We start from the raw sequence: 13,484 nt of genomic DNA on the forward strand, positions 1-13,484 counted from the left end.
GTCAATGCAACGTTGACTGACTTACCGCTTTCGCGAGCAGGCTCGCTCCCACAGGTTTTGCAGAAAATCTGTTATTCCCTTTCGAAGTAAAAAGTTCCGCTGTCATAAAATCTTTATGTGATAGCAACTCGCCTGACACAACCCATCGCCAAGATCCCCTCCCAACACCAGCGGGCCCAGTTCCGCGTGTTTTCTAACGCATAGACTACCAACTAGGGGAATTCTTCGATGATCCGTAAGCACTTCGCAGGTTTTGCCGCCAGCGCTCTGGCAATGGCAGTAACCGCCCAGGCTTTCGCCGGCACCGTAACCACCGACGGCGCCGATATCGTGGTCAAGACCAAGGGCGGCCTGGAGGTCGCTACCACTGACAAAGAGTTCAGCTTCAAGCTCGGCGGTCGTTTGCAGGCTGACTACAGCCAGTTCGACGGGATCTACACCGACAACGGCGACAAGGCTGATGCCGCTTACATCCGCCGCGGCTTCCTGGAGCTGTCCGGTGTGCTGTACACGGACTGGGCCTACACCATCAACTACGATTTCTCCCACAACAGCGGCGATTCCGACAACGGCTACTTCGACGAAGCCTCCCTGGCCTACAACGGCTTCAAGCCGGTGTCGATCAAGGTTGGTCGTTTCGACCCGGACTTCGGCCTGGAAAAAGCCACCAGCTCCAAGTGGGTCACCGCGCCTGAGCGTAACGCCGCCTACGACCTGATCGACTGGGCCAACGGCCACCAGAACGGCCTGGGCCTGCAAGCCTCCGGCGTCTTCGCCGACTCGTTCTATGCCTCGGCTGGCGTGTTCAGCAAAGATACCGACGACACCGACGGCAACAGCATCAAGCAAGCCAACGGTCGTTTCGTATTCGCTCCGATGCACGACGCCGGCAACGTGCTGCACTTCGGTGTGAACGTGGCCTCGCGTGACGTTTCGGACACCGCGTTCGACGCGCGTTATCGCTCCCGTCTGGGCATGCGTGGTGTCGAGACCCTGGGCGGCAACGATGCCGGTCCTAACGGCAACCGTCCGGTACTGGGTGGCGCGAACAACTCGCCGGCCGGCTCCTACGACACCGACACCGCTTTCGGCCTGGAAGCCGCGTTCGCCATGGGGCCTGCGTCGATCCAGGGTGAATACATCACCCGCAAGACCAAGGCTGACGACAGCGCCTTCGAAGACCTCAAGGGCCATGGTTTCTACGTGCAGGGCGCCTACACCCTCACCGGCGAGGCGCGCGGTTACAAAATCGGCAAATTCGATTCGATCAAGCCTGCCAACAAATCCATCGGCGCCTGGGAACTGTTCTATCGCTACGACAGCATGACGGTCGAAGACGACAACATCACCACCGCCACCGCGACCCGTGATGTGGGCGACGCCGAAGCCAAGGTGCACAACCTGGGCGTCAACTGGTACGCCAACGAAGCGGTGAAGATCTCTGCCGCTTACGTCAAGGCCAAGACCGACAACGTGACCAACGTCAACGGCGACGACGACGGCAAAGGTGTGGTCGTGCGTGCCCAGTACGTGTTCTAAATCGCTTTGACCTGATACACCGCTCCACTTTCATCCGTTACGCTCCTTTGAACCCCGCCTCTGGCGGGGTTTTTTTATGCCCGACCGGCCTGAATCGGCGATACTCGGGTAATCCGCCGCCTGGATATCGAGGAACCGCATGCCGCTTCACGTCCTGGACAACCTGTCCGCCATCGCGTCACCCGAGTGGGACGCGATGGTGCCCGCCAATCAACCGTTCCTGCGCCACGCTTTTTTAAGCACACTTGAAGACAGCGCCAGCCTGGGTGCGCATTCCGGTTGGCAGCCCGAGCACCTGTTGCACATGGAAGACGGACGGCTGCTGGCGGCCCTGCCCAGTTACCGCAAGTGGCATTCCTACGGCGAGTACGTGTTCGATCATGGTTGGGCCGACGCCTGTGCCCGGGCGGGCATCGACTATTACCCCAAGCTGTTGACAGCGGTGCCGTTCAGTCCGGTCAGCGGGCCGCGGCTGCTGGCGGCGTCATTGGAGGACGGTCTGGAATTGCTCGGCAGCCTGCCGGGTTATCTGGAAATCGAAGGGCTTTCCAGCGCTCACATCAACTTCACCGATGCCTTTACCGATGCGGCGCTGGCCGGTCAGGACGGTTGGCTGCAGCGGATCGGTTGCCAGTATCACTGGCAGAATCGCGGCTATCGGGATTTCCAGGATTTCCTTGATGCGCTCAGTTCCCGCAAGCGCAAGCAGATGCGCAAGGAGCGCGAGCAAGTGGCAGGGCAGGGCATCGAGTTCGAGTGGCTCGAAGGCCATCAACTGGACGAGGCGCAATGGGATTTTGTCTACGCCTGTTACGCCAATACCTATGCGGTGCGTCGGCAAGCACCTTATCTGACCCGGACATTCTTCAGCCTGCTGGCCGAGCGCATGCCCGAAGCCATTCGCGTGGTCCTGGCCAAGCAAGGTTCGCGGCCGGTGGCGATGGCATTCAGCCTGGTCGGTGGCGACAGTTTTTACGGCCGTTACTGGGGCTGTCTCGCGGAGTTCGATCGCCTGCACTTCGAGACGTGTTTCTACCAGGGCATGGACTATGCGATCGCCAACGGCCTGCAGCGCTTTGACGCCGGAGCCCAGGGCGAGCATAAATTGATTCGTGGGTTCGAGCCGGTGATTACCCGCTCGTGGCATTACTTGCGCCATCCGGGCCTGAAGGCGGCGGTGGCGGATTTCCTCGTGCGTGAGCATGAGGGCGTGCTGGCGTATGCCGAAGAGGCCAGGACAGCACTGCCGTATCGGCAATGCTGAGGCTACTGACACATCGAATGTTGCGAGAGGAGCTTGTTGTGGCGAGGGGATTTATCCCCGCTGGGCTGCGCAGCAGCCCCCAGAGATTGCATTTGGTCTACTGACACACCGCAGTGAATGGTTTGGGACTGCTTCGCAGCCCAGCGGGGATAAATCCCCTCGCCACAGTTGGGTGCCTGCCATTGACATCAATCAATCCCGACAAATCCACCCGTCTGATGCTGCCAGAGCCGCGCATACAGCCCGCCATGGGCCAACAGCTCGGCATGACTGCCGGTCTCGGCGATGTGGCCGTTTTCCAGCACCACCAGCCGGTCCATCCGGGCGATCGTCGAGAGGCGGTGGGCGATGGCGATCACGGTCTTGCCTTGCATCAGCGTCTCGAGACTTTCCTGGATCGCCGCTTCGACTTCCGAATCCAGCGCGGAGGTCGCTTCGTCCATGATCAGGATCGGCGCATCCTTGAGCAATACCCGGGCGATGGCGATGCGTTGGCGCTGGCCACCGGAGAGCTTCACGCCGCGCTCACCGACATGCGCATCGAAACCGCTGCGGCCTTCGGCGTCCGACAGCAACGGGATGAACTGATCGGCACGGGCCTTGTGCACCGCTTCCCAGAGTTGCGCGTCGGTGGCGTCGGGCTTGCCGTAAAGCAGGTTGTCGCGGATCGAGCGGTGCAGCAGCGAGGTGTCCTGGGTGATCATGCCGATGCGTTCGCGCAGGCTTTCCTGCCCGACATGGGCAATGTCCTGGCCGTCGATTAGGATGCGTCCGCCCTGCACGTCATAGAGGCGTAGCAGCAGGTTCACCAGCGTGGATTTACCCGCGCCGGACGGCCCGATCAAGCCGATTTTTTCGCCGGGCCTGATGGTCAGGTTCAGGTCGCTGATGACGCCGCTTTTCTTGCCGTAGTGGAAATCCACATGCTCGAAACGCACCTCGCCACGGGCTACCGCGAGCGGCTTGGCCTGCTCGCGGTCGGTGACGCTGACCGGCTGGGAGATAGACTGCAAGCCGTCCTGGACCATGCCGATGTTTTCGAAAATGCCGGTGACCACCCACATGATCCAGCCGGACATGTTGACGATGCGGATCACCAGGCCGGTGGCCAGGGCAATGGCGCCGACGCTGATGAGCGACTGGGTCCACAACCACAGCGCCAGGGCCGTGGTGCCGACGATCAGCAGCCCGTTCATGCTGGTGATGACCACGTCCATGCTCGTCACCACGCGGCCGGCCAACTGGGCTTTCTCGGTCTGTTCCTCGATGGCTTCGCGAGCGTATTGCTGTTCGAAGTTGGTGTGGGCGAACAGCTTCAGGGTGGTGATGTTGGTGTAGCCGTCGACGATCCGGCCCATGAGCTTGGAGCGCGCATCGGAGGACACCACGGAGCGTTCCTTGACCCGTGGCACGAAGTAGCAGAGCGCGCCGATGTAGGCAGCGATCCAGGCCAGCAGCGGGATCATCAGGCGCCAGTCGGCTTCGGCGAACAGCACCAGTGAGCTGATGGCGTAGATCAGCACGTGCCACAACGCATCCACGGCCTGTACCGCCGAGTCGCGCAGGGAGTTGCCGGTCTGCATGATGCGCTGGGCAATGCGCCCGGCGAAGTCGTTCTGGAAGAAATTCAGGCTCTGCTTGAGCACGTAGCTGTGGTTTTGCCAGCGGATCAGGCTGGTCATGCTCGGGCTCAGGGTCTGGTGCACCAGCAGGTCATGCAGGGCCACGAAGATCGGCCGGAACACCAGTGCGACCACCGCCATCCAGGCCAGCTCGAGGCCGTGCAGCTTGAAGAAGTCGGTGTTGGGCGTGGCCTGGGTCAGGTCGATGATGCGGCTCAGGTAGCTGAACAGCGCCACTTCGATCAGCGCGCCGATCAGGCCGACCACCAGCAGTGCGGCGAAGCTGGGCCAGACCTGTTTCAGGTAATACGTGTAGAAGGGCAGGACGCGGTTCGGCGGGGCCGAGGTCGGGGCGTTGCGGAAGATGTCGATCAGTTTTTCAAAACGGCGGTAAACCATGGGGTACATAGCCCGGGCGGGGGCTCTCCTTTTTTGCGGTGGGCGGCGCGGGGTAGCCGGCGCCGCTCAGGCTTGCCCTGTGGGTTCAGTCGATGCGCTTGGCCGACTTGATGATCACAGGATCGACCGGCACGTTTTGCATGCCTGATTTGGTGGTGGTCTGGGAGTTGACGATGATGTCCACCACGTCCATGCCCTTGACCACCTTGGCGAATACCGCGTAGCCGGCGTCGCGGCCCGGGTCGAGGAAGGCGTTGTCGGCCACGTTGATGAAGAACTGGCTGGTGGCCGAATCCGGGTTGGATGTACGGGCCATCGACAAGGTGCCGCGAACGTTATGCAGGCCATTGCTGGCTTCGTTCTTGATCGGTGGCTTGGTGTCTTTCTGCTGCATCTGCTGGGTGAAACCGCCGCCCTGAGCCATGAAGCCCGGAATGACGCGATGGAAAATCGTGTTGTTGTAGAAGCCGCTGTCGACGTACTCAAGGAAATTCTTGGTACTGATGGGCGCCTTGACCGGGTCCAGTTCGATTTCGATCTGGCCGTTGGTGGTGTCCAGCAGGACGTGTGGTGCCTTGGCCGGCGTGGCGGCCATCAGGTTGGCAGCAAACAGTACGGTGCCGGCGGCGAGGGCGATTTTTTTCAGCATGGGTTCAGTGATCCTGGGTAGTGAAGTCGGTTGCGGTCAAGAATTCGAGCAGGGTCTGGTTGAAGCGTTCGGGTTGATCCAGGGGCGTAGCGTGCCGTGAATCGGCGATGACTGCCAGTCGTGCGTCAGGCAGCAGTTTTACATAGGCCTCTTTCAGCGCCACCGGGGTGTAGTCGTGGTCGGCGCAGATAATGAGGGTTGGACAGGCAATTTGCGCCAGGCGTTCCTGCACGCCCCAGCCGACAATGGCGTCGAAACTGGCGAGATAGGCACGTTTGTCGTTCTCTGCCCAACGCCGGGCCATCTCCAGGCGCAGTTCGGTTTGTTCGGGCTTGGGGAACAACTTCTCGCCGAGGGCCTTGCCGATGGTTTCCAGGCTCAGCAGGCGCATCAGGCTCCAGCGCTTGAACCATTGCCAGCAATCGTCGGGCGTACGGACTTTGACTTCAGGGGCACTGTTGACGATGCACAGGCTCCTGACCCGTGCGGGTTCGTCCACGGCCAGCTGGAAACAGATCATGCCGCCCATGGACCAGCCCACAAGGTGCACCGGGCCGAGATCGAGGCGCTCGATCAGGGCGCCCAGGTCGGCGCTGAAGCCCGCGATGCTGTAGTGCTCGCGCGGCTTGTCGGAGCGGCCGTGGCCGCGCACATCCATCACGATCAGGCGGTAGTGGCGCGACAACACGGGAATCTGCTTTTCCCAGTCGCGCGTGCTGGAGCCCAACCCGTGGACCAGCACTAGCGGTGTGCCGTGGCCATATTCCTCATAGTGCAGGCTGCAACCTTCATGTTCGAAAAAGGCCATCGGCGAGATCCTTGTCAGGCTTGTTCAGGGGCAGCGAACGGCGCATCCAGCGGCGCGGTATCGAAGGTGCGCAGCAGCTCGATGAGAATCTGCGTGGCCGGTCCCAGGGGCTTTTCCTTGTTCGAATACAGGTAGAAGCTCGGGTTGCGGCTGGCGCCCTGATCCAAGGGTAGACGTTTGAGCGTGCCCTCCCTGAGTTCTCGCTCGATCATGTGCCGGGGCAGCCAGGCAAAGCCCAGGCCGCTGCCGACGAATGTCGCAGCGGTGGCCAGGCTTCCGACGGTCCAGCGCTGTTCGGCGCCGAGCCAGCCGACATCGCGCGGCTGCTGGCGACCGGAGTCGCGGATCACCACTTGCAGCTGGCTCTCCAGGTCCTGGAACGTCAGCTCGCGGTTGAGTCGGTGCAGGGCGTGCTCGGGATGGGCCACCGCGACGAATTCGACATCGCTCAGTTCCGCGCCCAGGTAACCGGGAATGCTGAAGCCGCTGATGGCCAGGTCGGCGACGCCTTCGAGCAGTACCTCTTCGACACCGGACAAGACTTCTTCGCGCAGCCTTACCCGGCAGCCCCGGCTCTGCGGCATGAATGCGGTCAGGGCGCGGACGAGGCGGGCAGTGGGGTAGGCCGCGTCGACCACCAGGCGCACTTCAGCTTCCCAACCCTGCTCCATGTGGTGGGCCAGGTCTTCCAGCTGGCTGGCCTGTTTCACCAGTTGCCGGGAGCGGCGCAGCAGCACGCCGCCGGCTTCGGTCAGCACGGCCTTGCGCCCGTCGATACGCAGCAACGGCACGCCGAGCTGATCCTGCATGCGGGCCACGGTGTAGCTCACCGATGACTGAGAGCGGTGCAGTACTTCGGCGGCCTGGGCGAAACCACCATGGTCCACCACCGCCTGCAACGTTCGCCATTGATCAAGGGTCACGCGGGGCGCTTTCATATTGAGCTCCTCTTGTCCTAAGCTGGCGGTCCCCTCGTGGAGACTGCCGAATGAAAAAAATCTGTTGTGCGCTGCTGACCCTGCTGCCGCTGAGTGCCTTTGCCTACCCGATCGACGTGGAAAAACACCTCAACGGCTTGAGCATCGACTACACCGCCTACGACACCGATGCCGACATCGGCTCGATCCAGGTCAACAACTACGGCAGCACCGACGCGGCGTGCAGCGTGGTGTTTCGCAACGGCCCCGAAGCGCCGCGAACCCGCAAGATCGAAGTCGCCGCCGGCAAGTTCAAGAACGCCACCGCCAAGTTCAACCGCAACATCATCAAGCTGCGCATCGAGCTGACCTGCAAGCCGAAATAACCAGCGGCGGGGCAGCGTCACAAGGCGTGCTCCGCTTATAAACGAAATAATCGATGTTTTGCAGCAATTATTTGCGCTTTTTCATCGATATGATCGCGCTTAACCTTCACTCCATCGACTTACAACATTCTCAGATGGAGCCTACAAGCCATGTCCCGCGTTCTGATCATCGAAAGCAGTGCCCGCCAGCAAGACTCGGTTTCCCGTCAACTGACCCAGACCTTCATCAGCCAGTGGAAAGCCGCGCATCCGGCCGATGAGATCAGCGTTCGCGACCTGGCAGTCAACCCTGTTCCGCACCTGGACGCCCATCTGCTGGGGGGCTGGATGAAACCGACCGAGCAGCGCAACGACCTCGAGAACGCCTCCCTGGAGCGCTCCAACCAGCTGACCGATGAGCTGCTCGCCGCCGATGTTCTGGTGATGGCCGCGCCGATGTACAACTTCGCCATCCCGAGCACCTTGAAAGCCTGGCTCGACCACGTGCTGCGCGCCGGCGTGACCTTCAAGTACACCCCCACCGGTCCCCAGGGGCTATTGACCGGCAAGCGCGCTTTCGTGCTCACCGCCCGCGGCGGCATTCACGCCGGTGGCAGCACCGATCACCAGGAACCGTACCTGCGCCAGGTCATGGGCTTCATCGGTATCCACGACGTGACCTTCATCCATGCCGAAGGCATGAACCTGGGCGGCGACTTCCAGGAGAAGGGCCTGAACCAGGCCAACGCCAAGCTATCCCAAGTAGCCTGAGCGTTAATCCTCGGGTAATCGCCAGGTGTTCTAGTGACTTGGCGCTTCCCTTCAAACCGTTTTGCGCATCGAACCTCCCTTGGCACTTATTGCTCCTGAGTGCAGCCGCCCGATTGAACGCTGAAGCGAGATCGGGCTTTTTTTTGCCTGCCACCTCCCATTCACTGAATTTCCCCTGTGGGAGCGAGCTTGCTCGCGATAGCGGAATGTCAGCCGACATCTCTCTCGACTGTCAGGCAGCCATCGCGAGCAAGCTCGCTCCCACAGGGTTTAGTGTCTGGGCTGGTTATTGCGGTTAGCGGCGATCCTGAAAAACCGCTATCTTCGCCGCCATTCGAAACGAGGGGCGGTATGGGCTATCTACTTTTTGTGACCTTGATCCAGGCGTTTTCCTTCAGCCTGATCGGCGAATACCTGGCCGGGCATGTCGACAGTTATTTCGCGGTGCTGGTGCGCGTAGTGTTGGCGGGGCTGGTGTTCATTCCACTGACCCGCTGGCGCCAGGTTGAGCCGTCGTTCATGCGCGGCATGCTGTTGATCGGCGCCCTGCAGTTCGGCGTGACCTACGTCTGCCTCTACCTGAGTTTCCGCGTACTGACGGTGCCGGAAGTGCTGTTGTTCACCATCCTCACCCCGCTGCACGTGACTTTGATCGAAGATGCACTCAATCGACGTTTCAACCCCTGGGCCTTGATTGCGGCGCTGGTGGCGGTGGCCGGCGCGGCGGTGATTCGTTATGACCGGATCAACCCGGATTTCTTCATGGGCTTTTTGCTGCTGCAACTGGCGAACTTCACCTACGCGGCCGGGCAAGTGTTGTACAAGCACCTGGTGGCACGGCACCCGAGCGACCTGCCGCACTATCGGCGTTTCGGCTATTTCTACCTAGGCGCGCTGATGGTCGCGCTGCCGGCCTTCCTGCTGTTCGGCAAGGACGATTTCTGGCCTGAAGCGCCGTTGCAATGGGGCGTGCTGGTATTCCTCGGCCTGGTCTCCACCGCGCTGGGGCTGTATTGGTGGAACAAGGGCGGGTGCCTGGTGAACGGCGGGACATTGGCGGTAATGAACAACCTGCACGTGCCGGTGGGGTTGCTGGTGAACCTGCTGATCTGGAACCAGCATGAGGCGTTGGGTCGGTTGCTGCTGGGTGGGTCGGTGATACTCGCGGCGGTGTGGATCAGTCGGTTAGGGATACGCCAGCCCCAGCCTTCACGCTGAACCTTCACCCTGAACCCTGTGGGAGCGAGCTTGCTCGCGATGGCGCACTATCAGTCAACATCTATGTTTCTGATACACCGCTATCGCGAGCAAGCTCGCTCCCACAGGGGAATCGGGTTGGCTTCAGACCACCTGCTTTTCCGGCTCCGGAATATGGCTTGCCCCCAGCACCGCCGGCAGCAACCCCGCCCGCAGATCCGTACCGCTCGGCTGTTGGTACAAGCCCAGCCCGAACTCTGGCATCACCGCCAGCAGGTAATCGAAGATATCCCCCTGGATGCGCTCGTAGTCGGCCCACACGGTGGTGCCGGTGAAGCAGTAGATTTCCAGCGGGATACCCTGGGCAGTGGTCTGCAGCTGGCGGACCATGCAGGTCATGTTCGGCTGGATCTCCGGGTGGCTTTTCAGATAGGCCAGGGCATAGGCGCGGAAAGTGCCCAGGTTGGTCATCCGCCGGCGGTTGGCCGACATCGCCGCGACGTTGCCCTGGGCTTCGTTCCAGGCCTTGAGCTCGGCCTGCTTGCGGCCGATGTAATCGGTCAGCAGGCGCACCTGCGTCAAGCGCTGTTCTTCCTCGTCGTGCAGGAAGCGCACGCCGCTGGCATCGATGAACAGGCTGCGCTTGATCCGCCGTCCGCCGGATTGCTGCATGCCGCGCCAGTTCTTGAACGATTCGGACATCAGGCGCCAGGTGGGGATCGAGACGATGGTCTTGTCGAAATTCTGCACCTTCACCGTGTGCAACGTGATGTCCACCACATCACCGTCGGCGCCGACCTGGGGCATTTCGATCCAGTCGCCGACCCGCAGCATGTCGTTGCTGGTCAACTGCACGCTGGCGACAAACGACAGCAGCGTGTCTTTGTAGACCAGGAGGATCACCGCCGACATCGCACCCAGGCCCGACAGCAGCAACAGCGGCGAGCGGTCGATCAGCGTGGCGACGATGATGATCGCGCCGAACACGTAGAGGACCATTTTTGTCAGCTGCACGTAGCCCTTGATCGAGCGGGTGCGGGCGTGTTCGGTGCGCGCATAGACGTCCAATAGCGCACTGAGCAGGGCACTGACGGCCAGCAGCATGAACAGGATGGTGAAGGCCAGCGCGACATTGCCGAGGAAGACCATGCTGGTCTTGCTCAGCCCCGGCACCAGGTGCAGGCCGAACTGGATGATCAGCGACGGCGTCGTCTGCGCCAGGCGATGGAAGACTTTGTTCTGGCGCAGGTCGTTGACCCAGTGTAGGGCCGGTTGGCGGCCGATCAGCTTGGCGCCGTGCAGGATCAGGTAACGCGCCACGCGTCCGAGCACCAGCGCGATCGCCAGCAGCAGGGCCAGGGCGAGACCGGAATGCAGGAGCGGGTGCTGATCCAGGGCCCCCCAGAAATCCTGAAGGTTGAGCCAGAATTGTTTGATATCCATGGACGAGACGATCTTCTAATGAGCGCGATGGGCGAATTAGAGCATTTAAGCGTGGCGAAGTGACCGTTGATGACAAATCCGGTCTTGAAAACACACTGATTTGCAGCCGTTTGTATAAAGAAACTCGGCCTGCGCGCTCGAAACCGGTAACCTATGCAGCTGTTTTTTTGCATTTCTTCGAGGTAGCACCCGTGTTTTCCCAATTCGCCCTGCACGAACGCCTGCTCAAAGCCGTGGCCGAGCTTAAATTTGTCGAGCCAACGCCGGTGCAGGCAGCGGCTATTCCGCTCGCGCTCCAGGGGCGTGACCTGCGGGTGACGGCGCAGACCGGCAGCGGCAAGACCGCTGCGTTCGTGCTGCCGATCCTCAATCGCCTGATCGGCCCGGCCAAGGTCCGCGTCAGCATCAAGACCCTGATCCTGCTGCCGACCCGCGAGCTGGCCCAGCAGACCTTGAAGGAAGTGGAACGCTTCGCGCAGTTCACCTTCATCAAGTCCGGCCTGATCACCGGCGGGGAAGATTTCAAGGTCCAGGCCGCCATGCTGCGCAAGGTGCCGGATATCCTGATCGGCACGCCGGGGCGGATGATCGAGCAACTGAACGCCGGCAACCTCGACCTCAAGGAAGTCGAAGTGCTGGTGCTGGACGAAGCCGACCGCATGCTGGACATGGGTTTTGCCGAAGATGTGCAGCGCCTGGTGGATGAATGCGTCAATCGCCAGCAGACCATGCTGTTCTCCGCCACCACTGGCGGTTCGGGCCTGCGCGAGATGATCGCCAAGGTCCTGAACAACCCTGAGCACTTGCAGCTCAACGCGGTCAGCCAGCTGAACTCCACGACTCGCCAGCAGATCATCACCGCTGACCACAACCAGCACAAAGAGCAGATTGTGAACTGGTTGCTGGCCAACGAGACCTACGAAAAAGCCATCGTGTTCACCAACACCCGGGCCATGGCCGACCGCATCTACGGTCGTCTCGTCGCCCAGGAATACAAGGCGTTCGTGCTGCACGGCGAGAAAGACCAGAAGGACCGCAAGCTGGCCATCGACCGCCTCAAGCAGGGCGGTGTGAAAATCCTGGTTGCCACCGACGTCGCGGCCCGTGGCCTGGACGTCGAAGGCCTGGACATGGTCATCAACTTCGACATGCCCCGCAGCGGCGACGAGTACGTGCACCGCATCGGCCGCACCGGTCGCGCCGGCAACGATGGCCTGGCGATCTCGCTGATCTGCCACGGCGACTGGAACCTGATGTCGAGCGTCGAGCGCTACCTCAAGCAGAGCTTCGAGCGCCGCACCATCAAGGAAGTCAAAGGCACCTACGGCGGACCGAAAAAGGTCAAGGCGTCGGGCAAGGCCGTTGGCGTGAAGAAGAAAAAGGTCGACGCCAAGGGCGACAAGAAGAAAACCGGCGCCAAGGCTCCGACCAAGCGCAAGACCGCCAACCGCCCGAAGAGCGACGCGCCATCGCTGGTCAGCAAGGACGGCATGGCCCCGCTCAAACGCCGCAAGCCCGAGGCGCCAGCGGCTGAATAAGCCCGCAAATGAAAAGCCGGACCTTGTGTCCGGCTTTTTCATTTCATGCCGCCGGGTCAGAAATGATATTTGACCAGCAGGCTGGTATTGCTCTGGTTGGTCTTGAAGCTTTCGCTGTCCTCGATGGCGTACTTGTTCTTCCAGTAGTCGTATTCCACGCCCACGTACAGCTGCTTGGCGCCGAGCTTCAACGCCTTGCCCAGGTCATATTTGATCTGCGGGACGATATGCAGGTTGGCGTGGTACGTGCCCTTGGCGTTGCTGTCGTTGTCGACGACCCAGTCGATGAACCCATCGAACAGAATGTCGGATGAACCCACCGGGACGGTGACGGCCCAGACCGGGGTGATCTGCCAGACGTTGTCGCCCGCCCGCGAGCCTTCGGTCTGGCGGTTGTAGAAGTTCAGCTGGAAGTAATCGAAGCCGGGAATCGCCAGGTCGAAACCCGGGCCGATCAGGTAGGACTCGTTGTCACCTTCGCCAAACTCATAGGTCATCGCCAGCAGCACGTCCTTGACCGGGCCCAGTTCGAGCTTTTGATCAAAGATCTTGCCGAACGACAGGCGCGGACTGAACTCGCCGTAGTAGGTGTTCGGGCCGGAATTGCTGTCGTCCTCGCCGTTGTAGAAGATCCGGTCGAGGAAGAAGAAGTTGTCGCCGTAGGCCCAGGCATCGGCGTGTTCGAACGTCACGGTCTGCTGGATACGCGGATTGATCTGGAAATCCTTGCCGTAGAGGTAACTCAGGCTGTTGTTCTGCCACTGCAACAGATCGCCGGCCATGGCTTGGCTGCCGGCGAGCAACGATCCTGCGAGTATCAGGCTGGTGCACGTACGTTTCATTCGGTTTGCTCCCAAAGGTAAGTGGTACCGCGTTGTTGTCGTCAGCGCTCTGGTGTGGCGCCTTTCTCCACGGACAAAACATCCGTTCGGTCAGCTTTTTGTTTGTGGCAGTGGCTGAAAGTCGGTGGGT

Annotated in this window: 12 protein-coding genes; 6 read left to right on the forward strand and 6 right to left on the reverse strand. The window is 61.1% G+C overall.

What is annotated here, in order from left to right; all coding sequences use genetic code 11:
- The first annotated feature begins 228 nt into the window (after positions 1 to 228).
- Entirely contained in the window at positions 229 to 1,539 is a 1,311-nt protein-coding gene (locus tag J3P86_RS06920) for an OprO/OprP family phosphate-selective porin (RefSeq protein WP_305496166.1), read from the forward strand.
- A 139-nt stretch (positions 1,540 to 1,678) separates the two neighbouring features.
- On the forward strand, positions 1,679 to 2,803 hold the full coding sequence (locus J3P86_RS06925; RefSeq protein WP_434699726.1) for a GNAT family N-acetyltransferase: 1,125 nt from the start codon (positions 1,679 to 1,681) through the stop codon (positions 2,801 to 2,803).
- Positions 2,804 to 2,991: 188 nt separating this feature from the next.
- Here J3P86_RS06925 and J3P86_RS06930 read toward each other — a convergent pair whose 3' ends face one another.
- The 4 genes from J3P86_RS06930 to J3P86_RS06945 form a co-directional block, all read right to left on the reverse strand.
- Positions 2,992 to 4,824 (reverse strand): ABC transporter ATP-binding protein, encoded by a 1,833-nt coding sequence (locus J3P86_RS06930; RefSeq protein ID WP_434699727.1) that lies wholly within the window; start codon positions 4,822 to 4,824, stop codon positions 2,992 to 2,994.
- Positions 4,825 to 4,909: 85 nt separating this feature from the next.
- Complete coding sequence (locus tag J3P86_RS06935) at positions 4,910 to 5,473, reverse strand: peptidylprolyl isomerase (RefSeq protein ID WP_434625368.1); 564 nt, start codon at positions 5,471 to 5,473, stop codon at positions 4,910 to 4,912.
- A 4-nt stretch (positions 5,474 to 5,477) separates the two neighbouring features.
- Positions 5,478 to 6,281, reverse strand: coding sequence for an alpha/beta fold hydrolase (locus tag J3P86_RS06940; protein ID WP_434699728.1), 804 nt, complete (start codon positions 6,279 to 6,281; stop codon positions 5,478 to 5,480).
- A 14-nt stretch (positions 6,282 to 6,295) separates the two neighbouring features.
- Positions 6,296 to 7,219, reverse strand: a complete 924-nt coding sequence (locus tag J3P86_RS06945) for a LysR family transcriptional regulator (protein ID WP_305496160.1) — start codon at positions 7,217 to 7,219, stop codon at positions 6,296 to 6,298.
- Between the two features lie 50 nt (positions 7,220 to 7,269).
- Here J3P86_RS06945 and J3P86_RS06950 point away from each other — a divergent pair, with 50 nt between their 5' ends.
- The 3 genes from J3P86_RS06950 (at position 7,270) to J3P86_RS06960 (ending at position 9,552) form a co-directional block, all read left to right on the forward strand.
- Complete coding sequence (locus J3P86_RS06950; RefSeq protein WP_434699729.1) at positions 7,270 to 7,584, forward strand: 3-phosphoglycerate kinase; 315 nt, start codon at positions 7,270 to 7,272, stop codon at positions 7,582 to 7,584.
- 150 nt (positions 7,585 to 7,734) lie between these two features.
- Positions 7,735 to 8,334: an FMN-dependent NADH-azoreductase gene (locus tag J3P86_RS06955; protein ID WP_434625363.1), complete on the forward strand. Its 600-nt coding sequence runs from the start codon at positions 7,735 to 7,737 to the stop codon at positions 8,332 to 8,334.
- A 351-nt stretch (positions 8,335 to 8,685) separates the two neighbouring features.
- Entirely contained in the window at positions 8,686 to 9,552 is an 867-nt protein-coding gene (locus tag J3P86_RS06960) for a carboxylate/amino acid/amine transporter (protein ID WP_434699730.1), read from the forward strand.
- A gap of 123 nt (positions 9,553 to 9,675) precedes the next feature.
- Here J3P86_RS06960 and J3P86_RS06965 read toward each other — a convergent pair whose 3' ends face one another.
- Positions 9,676 to 10,974, reverse strand: coding sequence for a mechanosensitive ion channel family protein (locus tag J3P86_RS06965; protein ID WP_434653307.1), 1,299 nt, complete (start codon positions 10,972 to 10,974; stop codon positions 9,676 to 9,678).
- A 191-nt stretch (positions 10,975 to 11,165) separates the two neighbouring features.
- On the opposite strand from J3P86_RS06965, the gene J3P86_RS06970 reads away from it, so the two are divergent.
- Entirely contained in the window at positions 11,166 to 12,512 is a 1,347-nt protein-coding gene (locus J3P86_RS06970; protein ID WP_434625357.1) for a DEAD/DEAH box helicase, read from the forward strand.
- Between the two features lie 56 nt (positions 12,513 to 12,568).
- Here the strand turns inward: J3P86_RS06970 and J3P86_RS06975 are convergent, their stop codons facing one another.
- Positions 12,569 to 13,354, reverse strand: coding sequence for an outer membrane protein OmpK (locus J3P86_RS06975; protein WP_434699732.1), 786 nt, complete (start codon positions 13,352 to 13,354; stop codon positions 12,569 to 12,571).
- Positions 13,355 to 13,484: the final 130 nt, after the last annotated feature.

Origin of the sequence: Pseudomonas sp. D1-1 (assembly GCF_051132225.1) — a bacterium.
Classification (GTDB): domain Bacteria; phylum Pseudomonadota; class Gammaproteobacteria; order Pseudomonadales; family Pseudomonadaceae; genus Aquipseudomonas.